Annotated in this window: 12 protein-coding genes and 2 pseudogenes; 10 read left to right on the top strand and 4 right to left on the bottom strand. The window is 58.4% G+C overall.

What is annotated here, in order from left to right:
- Nucleotides 1–70 precede the first annotated feature (70 nt).
- The 4 genes from AC0L3L_RS23400 to AC0L3L_RS23385 all read left to right on the top strand — a co-directional run bounded on the left by AC0L3L_RS23400 (nucleotide 71) and on the right by AC0L3L_RS23385 (nucleotide 7,036).
- Nucleotides 71–958 carry a DUF7847 domain-containing protein gene (locus tag AC0L3L_RS23400; RefSeq protein ID WP_473639224.1) on the top strand — a complete coding sequence of 296 codons (888 nt, stop codon included), beginning with the start codon at nucleotides 71–73 and terminating at the stop codon, nucleotides 956–958.
- Between the two features lie 60 nt (nucleotides 959–1,018).
- Nucleotides 1,019–1,801 (top strand): hypothetical protein, encoded by a 783-nt coding sequence (locus AC0L3L_RS23395; RefSeq protein WP_473639223.1) that lies wholly within the window; start codon nucleotides 1,019–1,021, stop codon nucleotides 1,799–1,801.
- 319 nt (nucleotides 1,802–2,120) lie between these two features.
- Nucleotides 2,121–5,930 carry a methionine synthase gene (gene metH, locus AC0L3L_RS23390; protein WP_473639222.1) on the top strand — a complete coding sequence of 1,270 codons (3,810 nt, stop codon included), beginning with the start codon at nucleotides 2,121–2,123 and terminating at the stop codon, nucleotides 5,928–5,930.
- Between the two features lie 257 nt (nucleotides 5,931–6,187).
- Nucleotides 6,188–7,036 (top strand): class I SAM-dependent methyltransferase, encoded by an 849-nt coding sequence (locus AC0L3L_RS23385; RefSeq protein ID WP_473639221.1) that lies wholly within the window; start codon nucleotides 6,188–6,190, stop codon nucleotides 7,034–7,036.
- 71 nt (nucleotides 7,037–7,107) lie between these two features.
- Here AC0L3L_RS23385 and AC0L3L_RS23380 read toward each other — a convergent pair whose 3' ends face one another.
- Both AC0L3L_RS23380 and AC0L3L_RS23375 read right to left on the bottom strand, forming a co-directional pair.
- Nucleotides 7,108–7,491 (bottom strand): hypothetical protein, encoded by a 384-nt coding sequence (locus tag AC0L3L_RS23380; RefSeq protein ID WP_473639220.1) that lies wholly within the window; start codon nucleotides 7,489–7,491, stop codon nucleotides 7,108–7,110.
- A gap of 41 nt (nucleotides 7,492–7,532) precedes the next feature.
- Nucleotides 7,533–7,727 carry a hypothetical protein gene (locus AC0L3L_RS23375; RefSeq protein WP_473639309.1) on the bottom strand — a complete coding sequence of 65 codons (195 nt, stop codon included), beginning with the start codon at nucleotides 7,725–7,727 and terminating at the stop codon, nucleotides 7,533–7,535.
- 292 nt (nucleotides 7,728–8,019) lie between these two features.
- Between AC0L3L_RS23375 and AC0L3L_RS23370 the strand changes: the two are divergent.
- The 4 genes and pseudogenes from AC0L3L_RS23370 to AC0L3L_RS23355 all read left to right on the top strand — a co-directional run bounded on the left by AC0L3L_RS23370 (nucleotide 8,020) and on the right by AC0L3L_RS23355 (nucleotide 13,553).
- Nucleotides 8,020–8,775 (top strand): annotated as a pseudogene (locus AC0L3L_RS23370) (IS5 family transposase).
- Between the two features lie 524 nt (nucleotides 8,776–9,299).
- Complete coding sequence (locus tag AC0L3L_RS23365; RefSeq protein WP_473639307.1) at nucleotides 9,300–11,912, top strand: bifunctional diguanylate cyclase/phosphodiesterase; 2,613 nt, start codon at nucleotides 9,300–9,302, stop codon at nucleotides 11,910–11,912.
- Nucleotides 11,913–12,033: 121 nt separating this feature from the next.
- Nucleotides 12,034–12,351 (top strand): annotated as a pseudogene (locus AC0L3L_RS23360) (vitamin B12 dependent-methionine synthase activation domain-containing protein).
- Nucleotides 12,352–13,268: 917 nt separating this feature from the next.
- Nucleotides 13,269–13,553 carry a hypothetical protein gene (locus tag AC0L3L_RS23355; RefSeq protein ID WP_095493788.1) on the top strand — a complete coding sequence of 95 codons (285 nt, stop codon included), beginning with the start codon at nucleotides 13,269–13,271 and terminating at the stop codon, nucleotides 13,551–13,553.
- A 204-nt stretch (nucleotides 13,554–13,757) separates the two neighbouring features.
- On the opposite strand, the gene AC0L3L_RS23350 is transcribed toward AC0L3L_RS23355, so the two are convergent.
- On the bottom strand, nucleotides 13,758–13,982 hold the full coding sequence (locus AC0L3L_RS23350) for a hypothetical protein (protein WP_123147588.1): 225 nt from the start codon (nucleotides 13,980–13,982) through the stop codon (nucleotides 13,758–13,760).
- Between the two features lie 207 nt (nucleotides 13,983–14,189).
- A complete protein-coding gene (locus tag AC0L3L_RS23345) occupies nucleotides 14,190–14,474 on the bottom strand; it encodes a hypothetical protein (RefSeq protein WP_473639219.1) in 285 nt (94 codons plus the stop codon).
- Nucleotides 14,475–14,516: 42 nt separating this feature from the next.
- Here AC0L3L_RS23345 and AC0L3L_RS23340 point away from each other — a divergent pair, with 42 nt between their 5' ends.
- Nucleotides 14,517–14,801: a DUF982 domain-containing protein gene (locus AC0L3L_RS23340; RefSeq protein WP_473639218.1), complete on the top strand. Its 285-nt coding sequence runs from the start codon at nucleotides 14,517–14,519 to the stop codon at nucleotides 14,799–14,801.
- 21 nt (nucleotides 14,802–14,822) lie between these two features.
- The coding region (locus AC0L3L_RS23335) for a hypothetical protein (protein WP_473639217.1) at nucleotides 14,823–15,065 on the top strand (243 nt) is incomplete at its 3' end.

The raw sequence follows: 15,065 nt of genomic DNA, 5'->3' as shown, positions 1-15,065 counted from the left end.
GACCTCCAATGTTGGCACATTTAATGCGGGGATCACCAGCCGATTGCGGTGATTAAGCGGGGGACGCATCATGGTTTCAACGACATTGGAACGGCCGGACAAGTTCCGCATCGGCAGAGTTTTCAGCAATATTTTTGGGGTCATCGGCCGCAATCCGGGTCTGTTGGTCGGACTGGCGGCTCTTTTTTCCGCCCTTCCGGCACTGGTGCTTAACCTTTGGAATTACAGAAATTTTGCCAACCTCGATTTTGCCAATCCCGAAAGCATGGCGGTTACCGATCCCTCGGCGATTCTAGGCAACTCGTTAATATCGATGGCTTTTGGCTTGATATATTTTGTACTGGCTTTGTTGTTTCAATCGTCACTGGTGAGGGCGACGATAGAAGACTTGAACGGCAAGCGCCCGGCAATCGGTGACTGCATCCAGATCGCTGTGCGTTGCATATTCCCGACGCTCGGGATTGGCCTGGTTGTCTTCCTCACCATGATCCTCGCGATGGTGGTGATGATGTTCGTGGCTGGTATGCTTATGCCCGTTTTTGGAGCCCTCATTGCGTTCATAGCGTTCATAGCGTTGCTGGTTCCAGGCATCAGGCTGCTCCTCGGTGTATCGGTTTCCGTGCCCGTGCTGATCCAGGAGCGCCTTGGCGTGTTTGGTTCGATGTCGCGTAGCCGTGCTTTGACGAAGGGTAGCCGCTGGTCACTATTCGGTCTTTTGCTGATTCTGTTCTTGGCGGCGATTGCCATCCAAATGGCATTCGCTTTGGTGTTTGGATTGGCTTTCGCCCTTACCGGCAGCCTCTCGACGGTTGGCCTGATTGTCGGCGCGATTGGAAGCGCCGTTGTGTCGACAGTGGTATCTACATTGATATCGGTTGCCATCGCGGTCAGCTATGTCGAACTCCGGCAGGTCAAGGAAGGCACAGGCATCGACGAACTGGCGGAGATTTTCTCATAGCGGGGAGGTTCGCGCCGCCTTCGTCGCATCAGCAATGGCCTGAACTGGACAGGGGACATCATGGCTTCAGTGACACTGGAACGACCGGACAAGTTTCGCATCGACAGGGTGTTCAACGACAGCTTTGCTGTCATCGGTCGTAACGCCGTGCTTTGCCTAGGACTTGCGGCATTGTTTTCGGGTTTGCCGACTTTTGTGTTTCAACTTTGGGCGTTGAGACAGGACCCGGCCGTCCCCTTCGACCCGAGCACTTTCGGCGAGCAGAATCTGGTATTCGGCTATACCGCCGTCACGATGGGCGCCGGCCTTGCTTCCTATATCCTGTCGCTGTTGCTTCAGGCGTCGCTGGTGCGCGCCACCATCGAGGATCTGAACGGCAAGCAGCCTTCGTTCGGTGACTGCATCGCGAAAGCAGTCTCCTTTCTCCTGCCGACGTTCGCCATTGCCCTGTTGGTTGGTTTAGGCGTGGGCCTCGGTTTTATGCTTCTTATCGTGCCTGGCATCATGTTGGCGCTGCGTTGGTCGGTCGCGGTACCGGCACTGGTGCAAGAGCGGCTCGGCGTATTCGGCTCGATGGCGCGCAGCCGCGATCTGACCAAGGGAAGCCGCTGGGCGCTGTTCGGCCTGTTCATTATCCTGATCATTATCGCAATTGCCATCGAGTTGGCGCTCGGCACTGTAGCCGCACTGTTTGGAGGGGGGATAGTGGGTGCGGTGGTGGACGCATTGGTGACGAGTGTAACGTCTATGGTGATGTCGATCGCCACCGCAGTCAGCTATGTCGAGTTGCGGCAGGTTAGGGAAGGCACCAGCGTCGACGAACTGGCGGAGATCTTTTCCTGACGCGAGAGGTCGCTCCCGCCTTCCACATCATGAACGAAGCGACATCCGCGTCGGAGACCTTGCCTGCGGTCACGTCGGCGATTGCCTGATCGACGATGGCCGCGCCCTCAATGACTTCGTCCTCGGTCAGCGTCAGCGGCGGCATGAATTCGGGATGTTGTTGAGAGCGGCGCCGGTAGTGAAGACAGCGCAGGCGGGGTTGTAACGCCGGTGGGCAGCATCCCCCGCGGCAGGGGTGACAGCGGCAGACAAATCCCGTATATTGACATAAAGATGTCTTTATGTCGCTTAAACGCGGCTGTCGCCCTGAGGACGAAATATGTCGCAAAACCCTTCATCGCTGGACGACCTGTTCGGCCCAGTCGCGGCCAAGCCCGATGGCTCGGAAGTCCTTGCGGCACTGACGGCGGCGGCGCGCGAACGCATCCTCATCCTCGACGGCGCCATGGGCACGCAGATCCAGGGCCTGGGCTTCGACGAGAGCCACTTCCGTGGCGACAAATTCGCGGAGTGCGCCTGCCATCAGCAGGGCAACAACGACCTGCTGATCCTGACGCAGCCTAGGGCGATCGAGGAGATTCACTATCAATACGCCATCGCCGGGGCGGATATCCTTGAAACCAACACCTTCTCCTCGACCTCTATCGCCCAGGCGGATTACGGCATGGAGGACGCGGTCTACGCGCTGAACCGCGACGGTGCGCGGCTGGTGCGCCGGGCGGCGGTGAGGGCTGAGCAGCAGGACGGCAGGCGCCGTTTCGTCGCCGGTGCGCTGGGGCCGACCAACCGCACCGCCTCGATGTCGCCGGACGTTAACAATCCCGGCTACCGCGCCGTGACGTTCGACGAATTGCGCCTTGCCTATGGCGAGCAGCTGCGCGGTCTCATCGACGGCGGCGCCGACATCATCCTGATCGAGACCATTTTTGATACGCTGAATGCCAAGGCGGCGATCTTCGCCTGCAACGAGATCTTCATCGAGAAGGACGTGCATCTGCCGGTCATGATCTCCGGCACGATCACCGACCTGTCCGGCCGCACGCTGTCTGGCCAGACGCCGACGGCGTTCTGGCATTCGGTCCGTCACGCCAACCCGTTCACGATAGGCCTCAATTGTGCGCTGGGCGCCAAAGCCATGCGCGCCCATCTGGACGAAATATCAGGCGTCGCCGAAACCTTTGTCTGTGCCTATCCGAATGCCGGCCTGCCCAATGAATTCGGCCGATATGACGAGAGCCCGGAATTCATGGCAGCGCAGATTGAGGATTTCGCGCGCGACGGATTGGTCAACATCGTTGGCGGCTGCTGCGGCTCGACGCCGGACCACATCCACGCCATCGCACAGGCGGTGAAGAAATATCCGCCCCGCGCTGTTCCCGCCGTCGAACCGAAGATGCGCCTGTCGGGGCTCGAGCCCTTCACGCTGACCGACGAGATTCGGTTCGTCAATGTCGGCGAGCGGACCAATGTCACCGGCTCGGCCAAGTTCAGGAAGCTGATCACGGCGGGCGATTATGCTGCCGCGCTCGACGTCGCACGCGACCAGGTCGCCAATGGCGCGCAGATCATCGACATCAATATGGACGAAGGCCTGATCGATTCGAAGAAGGCGATGGTCGAATATCTCAACCTGATCGCCGCCGAGCCGGATATCGCCCGCGTTCCCGTGATGATCGACAGCTCCAAATGGGAGATCGTCGAAGCCGGCCTGCAATGCGTGCAAGGCAAGCCGCTGGTCAACTCCATTTCGATGAAGGAAGGCGAGGAGGCTTTTCTGCACCATGCGAAGCTCGTCCGCGCGTATGGCGCGGCGGTGGTCGTGATGGCCTTCGATGAGGACGGTCAGGCCGACACCCAGGCGCGCAAGGTCGAAATCTGCACCCGCGCCTACAAGCTGCTGACCGAGCAGGCCGGATTCCCGCCCGAGGACATCGTTTTCGACCCGAACATCTTTGCCATCGCCACCGGCATCGACGAGCACAACAATTACGGCGTCGACTTCATCGAAGCCGCACGGCAGATCACCGCGACGCTTCCCCATGTCCACATATCGGGCGGCGTATCGAACCTCTCCTTCTCGTTTCGCGGCAACGAGCCGGTGCGCGAGGCCATGCATGCCGTGTTCCTCTACCATGCCATCCAGGCCGGCATGGACATGGGCATCGTCAACGCCGGACAGCTTGCCGTCTACGAGTCCATCGATCCGGAACTGCGCGAAGCCTGCGAGGATGTCGTCAACAACCGTCAGCCGAAGGGCGGCGGTACGGCGACCGAACGCATGCTGGAACTCGCCGAACGCTTCAAAGGCACGGCGGGCAAGGAAGCGCAGGAGCGCGATCTCGCCTGGCGTGACTGGCCCGTCGAGCAGCGCATTTCGCACGCACTGGTCAACGGCATCACCGAATTCATCGACGCGGACACGGACGAAGCGCGACGTGCCGCCGAGCGCCCGCTGCATGTCATCGAAGGTCCTTTGATGGCAGGAATGAATGTCGTCGGCGATCTGTTCGGCGCGGGAAAAATGTTCCTGCCGCAAGTGGTGAAATCCGCCCGCGTCATGAAGCAGGCCGTTGCCGGCCTGCTTCCGCACATGGAGGCGGAGAAGTTGGCGAACGCCGCCAATGGCGTCGACACCGGCGAGCGCCAGACCGCCGGAAAGATCCTGATGGCGACGGTGAAGGGCGATGTCCACGATATCGGCAAGAACATCGTCGGCGTGGTTCTGGCCTGCAACAATTACGAGATCATCGACCTCGGCGTCATGGTGCCGGCCGCGAAGATCCTGCAGACGGCGCGCGAGCTAAAGGTCGACATCATTGGCCTGTCCGGCCTGATCACGCCCTCGCTCGACGAGATGGCGCACATGGCCGCCGAGATGGAGCGCGAAGGTTTTGACATTCCGCTGTTGATCGGCGGCGCGACGACCAGCCGCGTGCACACGGCGGTTAAAATCCATCCGCGCTATGCCAGGGGCCAGACGGTCTACGTCACCGATGCCAGCCGCGCGGTCGGCGTGGTGTCGGCACTTTTGTCGAACGAGACCAGGGGCGGCTATGTCGACAATGTTCGTGCCGAGTACAAAAAGGTCGCCGATGCGCATGCGCGCAGCGAAGCCGACAAGCAGCGCCTGCCGCTCGCCAAGGCGCGGGCCAACGCCCACAGGATCGACTGGGCGGCCTACGCGCCGCCAAAACCGTCGTTCCTCGGCCTGAAAGTCTTCGAAGGCTGGGACCTGGCCGAGCTCGCGCGCTACATCGACTGGACGCCGTTTTTCCAGACCTGGGAGCTGAAGGGGCGCTACCCGAAAATCCTCGACGACGAGGCGCAAGGGCCGGCGGCACGCCAGCTCTTCGAGGACGCCCAGGCGATGCTGGCCAAGATCATCGCGGAAAAATGGTTCGCGCCGAAGGGCGTCATCGGCTTCTGGCCGGCCAACGCCGTCGGCGACGACATCAGGCTGTTTGCGGACGATAAGCGATCGCAGGAACTGGCGACCTTCTTCACGCTGCGCCAGCAACTGACCAAGCGCGACGGCAAGGCGAACGTCGCCCTCTCGGATTTCGTCGCGCCCTTGGACAGCGGCGGGGCCGACTATCTGGGCGGCTTCATCGTTACAGCCGGCATCGAGGAGGCAGCGATCGCCGAGCGCTTCGAGCGGGCGAACGACGATTACTCGTCGATTATGGTCAAGGCGCTGGCCGACCGTTTCGCCGAGGCCTTCGCCGAGCGCCTGCACGAACGCGTGCGCAAGGATTTTTGGGCCTATGCACCGGACGAGGATCTGGCACCGGACGAGCTGATCGGCGAACCCTATCGCGGCATCCGCCCGGCGCCCGGCTATCCGGCGCAGCCCGATCATACCGAGAAAGCGACGCTGTTTCGCCTGCTCGACGGCGAGCGCAATGCCGGCGTCAGCCTGACCGAAAGCTTTGCCATGTGGCCGGGCTCCTCCGTGTCCGGCATCTACCTGTCGCATCCCGAAAGCTATTATTTCGGCGTCGCCAAGGTCGAACGCGACCAGGTCGAGGACTATGCACGGCGCAAGCGGATGCCGCTTGCCGAGGTCGAGCGCTGGCTCGGGCCGATACTCAACTACGTGCCGGCGCAGGGGCTGGATGCGGCTGCGTGAAATCGTGCCGCGAGGCTGATAGGGCGAGAAGCCGGCACCTCCATGACAGCAGCCTTGTCCTGATTGCGCGCTCGTTCTGCACAGACACGTGATTGGCACGTCTGCCTTGGCCAGGGCGGTGGTGAGCCTGGCCTGCAGCGGTGGTGCACCGGCCCGCCTCGGATTGACGCGCGACACTTTAGCTGCAAAGTATATTAACGTTCTGTTTACCAAATATTAGTCTCGGCAGGGGGGGCAATTTGGAACCGTTTCTGGGTGTGAACCGCCTTAATTGGGATGATCGGGCCGAGCTGCATTCGACTGACACGACGGGCAGCTACCACATAGAAAATGTACTGGCTGGCGGATCCAATCTCTATGAGCTGGAAACGCGCGAGGTCGGTGACATTGTCGGCAAGGATATCGTCCATTTGCAATGCCATATCGGGCTCGACACAATCAGCTTGAAGAATCTGGGCGCGGGCAGCGTGACCGGCCTCGACTTTTCACCGACGGCGATCGCAGCGGCGCGGGATTTCGCTGCAAAGGCAGGCACTGATGTGCGCTTCGTGGAGGCGCCACTGTTCGAGGCAGTCGAGGCGCTCGGCCGAACCTTTGACATCGCTTACGTTACCTGGGGTTCGGTAAACTGGCTGGACGACGTGTTCCGCTGGGCGCGGGTGGTTGCCGATCTCCTGCGGCCCGGCGGCCGGCTCTATCTGGCCGAGGGCCACCCGTTGATGTTCCAGTGTGACCGCAAGGCTGCGGCGCTGGAGTTCAAGCACGACTGGCGAACGCCAATAGCTCGACCACTCGCATGGAACGAGGAACTCACCTATACCGGCGACGACCGCATCTTGAAACATCCTCGCTACTACGAGTGGATTCATCCGGTCAGTGACGTGGTGAACGCGCTGATTTCGGCTGGGCTGACGCTTGATTTTCTCAATGAGCATGACACCGTTTCGTGGCAGCACTTTTCATTTGCCGTGAGGGCTGGCAAGGATATGTACGCCTTGCCAGAGAACTCTCCCAAGATCCCAATGGCCTATTCCATTGGCGCGACGAAGCGTAGCGTCGGCAAGATACCATACCTGGTTACCCCCAAGGCGATTGAGGGCCACTAGGTCGTGAACTCATAAATGCGGAACGACCAAGATGGGTGAAATGGGAAGCTGTCCTTAAAGGTTGCGGAGGTTCAGCCGGGGATAGGGGTGTGGAAGCCGTGAGTGTCGCAAAGCTTTTTGGCCCTGCCATCGATTTTGGAGTCACTATCAATTTCTTCGACTTCGACGGCCCCATCTGTCTTATGCGCAAAGAAGAGAATGGAGGTCGACACGCTGCCACCATCCGTAAGCCCACAAAGGTAGACACCCCCACTTACTCCTATGCGAGCCATCGCGATCCACACTGTTGGTTCCGTCGAGATGGCAAGGTGCTTCCGGATTGCAAGCTTCAAGGGAGCTACATCCCTAAGCGTGATGTCGTGGGGAAAGGTTTTCTCGATGGCATCTTGAGCTAATGCCGAGCTAGTCCACGCTCCGACGACAATCCATGCAAGAAGAATCAAACCTCGCGTCATCCGAACTCCACCGGTCCCCCGTGCGCCAGCGCCATGATATCTCAAGAGAAAAGGACACATTCATGTGGCCGATCTGGATTAACCTTTATTACAACAATATCTTCCTCATACTTGGTCCTAGTTTCTTTCCTGTAAAAATTACTCGCTACAGACTCGTAAATTTCTCCATTGAATGCATATCTTACCTTTATCTTATAAGAAATCGGGTCTGAAGACGCATACAACCTATCAATCACAGTTGCATCGACCACTGGTCAGTCCTTTGCTGCCAAGGCGAATCTATTCTGCTGCAAAGTTGCAAGTATATATCCAATAATTATTATTACAAATGCAAAAACCACAATAAGAGCGAAAAGTGACGGATAATCTCTCATTGCGTTTCCCTCGACTCGAAACTGTTGTTCAGACAGATTCTTCTGTGATCAGGATGTTTGCGAAGGGAAGGTATTACAAGTCGGAAAGCGTCCGCAATGGGTCGCTTTCCGACTGAGGCTTTCATATTGCGGCGGAATCTGATTCACGCTCCGCATGAGCCGATATGATCTGACTGACTTCGAATGGCGAGTGATCGAGCCGCTGTTGCCCCAACAAGCCGCGAAGCGTGCCACGTGTCGATGATCGGCGGGTGCTCAACGGCATCTTCTGGGTGCTGCGATCCGGCGCACCGTGGCGAGACCTGCCCGAGCGATACGGCCCACCCACCACTTGCTACAACCGCTTCGTCCGATGGCGGAAAGAAAGCAGGTCTGTGGGACCGCCTGATGGACGCCATCACCAAAGCCCATGACAGCAAGGTGCAGATGATTGATACCTCCATTGTTCGCGTCCATCAGCAGGGTGCGACGGCAAAAAGGGGGATCGAGATCATTGTCTCGGTCGATCCCGCGGCGGGCTGACAACCAAAATCCATGCTCTTGTCGACGCCAAAGGCAGGCCGATCAAGCTGATGCTCACAGCAGGTCAGAAGAGTGACATCGCCTCCGCGGCGGACTTAATCACGGATTTACCCGAGGGCGCCATGCTGCTCGCCGACAAGGGCTATGATGCCAACACCTTGCGCAATGCCGTCATCGAACGAAAGGCATGGGCCAACATCCCGCCCAAGGCCAACCGCAAGGGCCCGATCTGCTTCAGCCCCTTCCTCTACAAGGCGCGTAACCTGATCGAGCGCTTCTTCAACAAGACCAAACAGTTCCGTCGCATCGCAACCCGATACGACAAGCTGGCAGAAACTACCTCGCTGCCCTCAAACTCGTCGCAATCCGCATCTGGCTACGCGCTTAGGCTACGTGCTAGTCCTACTATTGATCCCGTTTTGCATTGTCATCTCGTCGATCTGATGCCGGAAAGGTGAGCACGGTTATCCCTCGACGGTGGGGATCGCCGAGCTTTTCCTGCTCGCAGCGGCGGTCGAGTCGATCGCCCGAGGGCAACCCATGCACCTTCAGCGATTGCAAGCAGCTCTAATGCATGTCGCGCAAAAGTGCGCAGCGGTTTTGCGATAACGACATGCATAAAAACGAGAACTTAAAGCGCGTCGCATGAATCCATTCAAACGCGACGCGCTTTAAGGTGTCAGCCGGAGCCGCAGGTCCGTGTCAACCACTCCGGCCACCTCAGGGGGTTGGAAAGTGCAAAAATTTTAGGACCCGTGAAGGTCAAAATTAAATATTGATAGCTAATATTCCTTGGTCGGGTTGGCACGAGAACCTGAACAGCAGCTGAGGAATCGCCTATTGGCTCTTTTCCGCGCTAGGTTCGGCGGCATTAAGAAGGCTGTTTTCTCGTCGGCAAATATCCCGGCGGCAATGGCGGTGATAGTTATTGCCGTTGGCGCAGCGTTCGCGGACCACCAGAACAAAGTCGTCTCGGATCAAGCCGCCCGTGCGGATGTCCTGGCCAAGGTCAATCTTATCCGCGCCAAGCTTGAAGGTAACATCAACGGGAACCTTCAACTGGTGCAGGGACTGGTCGCGACGGTCGTGACCGAGCCCTATATGGGACAGCAACGCTTCGCCTCGCTCGCGAGCAACCTGTTTGGCCGGGGCTCGCAATTGAAAAATATTGCCGGCGCGCCCGATCTGGTCATTTCCCTGATGTACCCGATCGAGGGCAACGAGAAGGCGATAGGCCTCGATTACCGCAAGGACGAGCGGCAGCGTGTGGCCGCGCTAAGGGCGCGAGACGAGCGCGAGCTAATTCTTGCCGGTCCCGTCGACTTGAGGCAGGGAGGGCAAGGCTTCGTCGGTCGTATCCCGGTTTTTGTACGGAGTGCGGGCAACACCGAAAGGTTCTGGGGCATCATTTCGGCCGTTGTCGACGTTCAGCGCCTTTATAAGGCGAGCGGCCTGCTTGACGATGATCTCGGGATTGACATAGCGCTGATCGGTAAGGACGCTCTCGGTCCAAGTGGAGATCAATTCTTCGGCGATGAGAGCGTCGCCAAAAGCAATCCGGTGACAGCCGACGTTCTGCTCCCGTCCGGTTCGTGGCGGATCGCAGCCATTCCCAAAAACGGCTGGCCTTCGACGCCCGACAACGCGTGGTTCTTGCGCGCAATCATGGCGGTGGCCGGGGCTTTGGTTGTGATCCCATTCCTGGTTACGGGTCGCCTGATTGGCGAGAGACAGCGCAACTATGCGGAACTGAGTCGATTGTCGAGACGCCTGGAACTCGCTCTGGAAGCGTCGGCTATCGGCGTTTGGGAACACGATCTCGCGACCAACGAACTTACGTGGGACGACCGCGTCAATGAAATATACGGCAGACCGATTGGGGAGCGCCGCGGCTACCTGGACTGGGCGGGATCAATCCACCCGGATGATTTGGCTGGCGCCCACGCCGATTTCGACAGCGCGATGGCCGGTGGCGGGCCATATTTGTCGGAGTACCGGATTATTCGGCCGGATGGCGAGATTCGCCATGTCCGATCCAAGGCGGTAATTTACCGGGCCGCAAACGATACCCCAAAAATGATTGGCGCCGAATGGGATGTGACAGCCGATGTCCTGCTGAACAAGGACCTGGTTCGCGCAAAACAGCTTTCCGAGTCGAAAAATGCAGAACTCGAGTCGGCCAAGGCGCGCATAGAGCACATTGCGCTCCACGATTCGCTGACTGGTTTGCCCAACCGGCGTTACCTCGACCAAGTGCTGGAAGATTACGCTGCAAACGCCAGGCGCGCCGGCGGGTATGCGGCACTGCTTCACATAGATCTGGATCGGTTCAAGCACATCAACGATACGCTTGGCCACGCCGCAGGCGACGCAATGCTTGTTCACGCGTCAACTGTCCTCCGATCCAAGGTCGATGGTGAGGGATTCGTCGCTCGGATCGGAGGAGACGAATTCATCGTCCTGTGCGAGGCGCATGACGATATCAAGCAACTGGGGCTGCTCGCTGACCGCGTCATCAGCCAGATGCGAGAACCGGTCTACTATCAGGGCCATCGATGCCGTTTTGGCGTGAGTGTGGGAATTGCAGTCGATAACGGAAAAGATGTCGAAGCCAAACACCTGCTGGTTAACGCTGATATCGCGCTCTACCGAGCAAAGAGGCGTGGGCGCAATCGATACGAATTCTTCACCGAGGCGATGCAAAGCGAAATCGTCGACACAAAACGAATTGCCGACGAAATTCTCGGCGGCCTTGAGCGCAACGAGTTCATTCCCTTCTACCAGCCGCAATTTGACGCAAAAACACTTGAAATTGTTGGGGTTGAGGCGTTGGCGCGATGGAGACATCCGGAGAATGGGATTTTGGCGCCCGACGTCTTCCTAAGGATTGCGGAAGAATTGAATGTCGTCTCGATCATCGATCGAAACATATTAGAGCAATCGCTTTTGGATCTCGATGGGTGGTCTGCTGCGAATCTTCACATCCCGCGGGTGTCAGTCAACGTTTCGGCACGCCGCCTTCAGGATGAGGAACTCATAAAGAGTCTTAGGAAACTAAATATCAAGAAGGGAGCAGTTGCATTCGAGCTCGTTGAATCAATTTTCCTTGACGAAAATGATGATTTTGTTACCTGGAACCTTGAGCAGATAAAAGAGCTCGGTATTGACGTAGAAATAGACGATTTTGGTACGGGCTACGCCTCTATAGTCAGCTTGCTCAAGCTGCAGCCTCGCCGGCTGAAGATAGATCGCCAACTGGTCATCCCAATTGTCAAATCGCCGCAACGAAGGCAGGTCGTCTCGTCGATCATTGAAATCGGCAAGTCCCTGGGTATCGAGGTCGTAGCGGAAGGTGTCGAGACGATGGAGCACGCACGGATACTCAAGAGCTTGGGCTGCGACATACTGCAGGGCCATGCCTTCGGGCATGCGCTGGATTCCGACGGACTAAAGGCCTTTGTTCGATCTCGGCGTTTGCGCACGGAACGGATTTTGGATGAACCGCTCCGGTTGGGTAGAGTATAAGCGCATACGCCTCACATCACAGTGTAGCGCTTCGCTTGAGTCTTAGGATTTGGAGATTGGCCGATCACGGCAGAGGAGTTCTGGGGGCCTATGCACCCGATGAGACCCCGCCCCGGACGAGCTGATCGGCGAACCCAATCGCGGCATCCGTCCGGGGCCGGCTATCGACGCAGCCCGATCACACCGAGAAGGCGACGCTTTCCGCCTGCTCGACGGCGAGCGGAATGCCGGCGTCAGCCTGACCGAAAGCTTTGCGATGTAGCCCGGCTCCTCCGTCTCCGGCATCTACCTGTCGCATCCCGAAAGCTATTATTTCGGCGTCGCCAAGGTCGAACGCGACCCAGGTCGAGGACTACGCGCGGCGCAGGTGCATGCCGCTCGCCGAGGTCGAGCGCTGGCTCGGCCCGATACTCAACTATGTGCCGGCGCAAAGGCTTGACGCAGCCGTGTGAGGCGGGAAATTACGCTGCCTAACTGATGGGGCGAGGAACCCCATGAATCATCAAGGGGCGTCGGAGGATCGTCGGTCGACCTCCTCAAACGCCGCTGAGAACCGTTCCGAATTGGTCAGGGCTTCGCCAAGACGGCCTACGGCTTGTTTCAGTGCCTTTTCCGCGGAATCCGTCAGCGATTTGGCGCCTCCCGCGCAAACGGCGCCAGCATCGCCTTGCGCGTTGCCTCTAAATTTAGCGGAGACGGCCCAGCGGCTTGGTTGCGAGGGGGACTGGCAGCTGGAGGCCGCTGGGCCTTGACCACCAGCGAGCGTAAGAGAAGGCGCTGTGGTGGCCTGACCAAAAACTGCGCTCAAGGCAACGGAATAGCATCATTCGAACGAACACTGTGAGGGAACCTATTGTTCTGTCGGCAGTGGCTCATGGTCAGAATCTGCATGGTTGGAGCACCTGGCCGAGGTCACGCATGTCGAATGTCTGGCCACAGACGGGGCAGAACTGGAAATGCCCTGCTTCGTCGTTGGCCGGCGGCCCGTGGCGCCTGCCCTTGATGCCGGTTGCCGGGGTTGCTGGTTCGATCTCGTCTCACGTTGGTCAACACCGCGCTTTTGATAGGACGGCCCGACAGCCTATCGGGGGGTGACCAGCGGGCCACCGGGCCTAACCGGCGTGAGGGGAATGAGAGCGGCGCCGGCTGGGGTGGCATTCTAATCCCTTCATGCGCTACTGCTAATATAGTAAGGCGGATGCGGCATGCGAGATCCTTCTCCCATTGCAGGTGCCGGCTACCCCCAATCTCCAAGTTGATCAAACGACAGTTGCTCCCTTAGCCTGCAAAAATTGTAGGTGTCAGCAACGCCGGGTGTTGGAACCCGGCAATTGGGGGCAATTGGGGAGACGCATCATGACCGATCCCATCATGGACTTAGTCGAAACGGCCATCATCCCCGATGTCTTCATTTCAGGGATGGCCGACATGGAAAATTTGGGAGACGGGAATTTCCGGTGCATATTTTACAGCCGGCAGCGAGCGATCTACGAGCGTGGAAAGTTCGAACACGTGATTGTGTGCCGCCTCGTCATGTCGGCTGGCGCGGCTCATGCGATGCTGAAACAAATCGCACATGCCGTTGAACGAGGATCGGATAACACAGATTCCATCGGCTTTCCTGGTGGGGCACTTCAATGACAATCCTTCGTCTGCACCCCGCCATCGCCTAAAGGAATTAACGAGCCCCTGCTTGAAGTGCACACCGAGCACTTGCCGAAGCGCCTGATGACCCATAAGCCGATGAAGGTGGTGGGTTCCAAAAAACGTGGTTCACCGAACGATTTCGGGGGTGATTTTGTGAGCGACTGTCAGTCGCTCGCGGGGGGGTGGCCGGCGCCACGCTCAGTCCTTTGCATCGTCACCGTCTTGCACAGAGCCATCGTTTTCATCTGCCGGGCTTTCTAACCCGGCTAGTTGCCTGTCGGCCATTTCTTTAGCGAGGCCCACCAGGGCATCGACCTCTTGCATCTGGTCCACGTGACCGCCATTGGCGACGCGTTTCCGGATCCTCTTCAGTTGGTCAGAGGTAAGTCGCAATATTCCGGCGATGGACAGCTTCTTGGCCACGCCTGCATCTCCTGCACCTCAACCCACGAGACAAGCAAGCGTTCCGGCTCGGCGGTAATTCCGCTGTGTAGAAGCCATAAGGTGCCTCGCAATGGGTCAATACGTCTGGCACCGCAATTGCATGGTCAAGTATGGGGGGAATGGGGTGGAGGCCCGTCGCTTCGCAAATGTAGCGGCGGGTCTTCTCCATAAAGGTCGCGCCCCAGCCTACGCGTTGCCGTCCGTCTCGCTTTCCTCGTCTATCGTGCGCACAGGCAGATAGGCGTTGGTTTTTAGCCATTCGCGCAGCACGATCTGAATGAGGTCGGACCGACCAATTTTCATTTCAGCCGCGATGGAATTGAGCGCGTCCTCCGTTGCGGGCCCAAGCGGCACGCCTGAGACGTTTCTGAGCATCAATACGGCGCGACGCAGGATGATCTGTAGATCCGCGCGCGACATGTCCGCGATGCGATCGGCAGCGTTAGTCCGCGATGATGCAACCACCGCCATGGCCTTCGCGTTTAACCGCCTTAATCCTGGCGAGCGATAAAAATGGCGGCGCTTATTCCGATTACAGTCTACCTGAATCACAAGCCGATGGTGGTCGCTTCGATAGCCGACGCCGAGATGGCGCTTCAGCAACCATGGCCACTCGTGGAAAAGCCGTCCCGGCTTGAAGCAATCCGAATGATCGAGGAATGCCTAGCCGGACATTGCAGTCACCAAGCTGCGTTCGCTGCTTTCAAGGCGGCCGCATCTGAACAGGGACTTCTTAAGCGAAAGCGTCCAAGCGCAGGCCTTAAGAAGTTTGACGGGGTTGCTGAAGACCTGATGTAATGAGGTGGAACGGCCCGCTCCATGCTGCTATCGCGATTTCCCGCAACCCTTACCAATCGTTACAAATCAATGACTTATGTTGCTGTTCGTTACACGCCTTTAGCAACATGGTTTTTAGCCGTTTTGGGTAACCGGGGCAAAACCGGTGGCGGGCGCGGCGTTATGACTCGGGTGTATCGGGTTGGATTGGGTGGCGGTTTGGCGGGCGGCGTGATTCTGTCGGGCCATGGCGGAGCCACCAGATTCTCGAACGCCGACCCCTGC

This window comes from Mesorhizobium sp. WSM4849 (genome assembly GCF_055811385.1).
Note: the sequence above shows the minus strand (reverse complement) of the source record. Positions and strands in the feature narration are given on the sequence as shown.

Coding starts and splice junctions, on each gene's coding strand:
- metH (WP_473639222.1), top strand. CDS start 2,121: ATGTCGCAAAACCCTTCATCGCTGGACGACCTGTTCGGCCCAGTCGCG.
- AC0L3L_RS23365 (WP_473639307.1), top strand. CDS start 9,300: ATGGCGGTGATAGTTATTGCCGTTGGCGCAGCGTTCGCGGACCACCAG.
- AC0L3L_RS23395 (WP_473639223.1), top strand. CDS start 1,019: ATGGCTTCAGTGACACTGGAACGACCGGACAAGTTTCGCATCGACAGG.
- AC0L3L_RS23340 (WP_473639218.1), top strand. CDS start 14,517: ATGGCGGCGCTTATTCCGATTACAGTCTACCTGAATCACAAGCCGATG.
- AC0L3L_RS23380 (WP_473639220.1), bottom strand. CDS start 7,491: ATGACGCGAGGTTTGATTCTTCTTGCATGGATTGTCGTCGGAGCGTGG.
- AC0L3L_RS23345 (WP_473639219.1), bottom strand. CDS start 14,474: ATGGCGGTGGTTGCATCATCGCGGACTAACGCTGCCGATCGCATCGCG.
- AC0L3L_RS23400 (WP_473639224.1), top strand. CDS start 71: ATGGTTTCAACGACATTGGAACGGCCGGACAAGTTCCGCATCGGCAGA.
- AC0L3L_RS23355 (WP_095493788.1), top strand. CDS start 13,269: ATGACCGATCCCATCATGGACTTAGTCGAAACGGCCATCATCCCCGAT.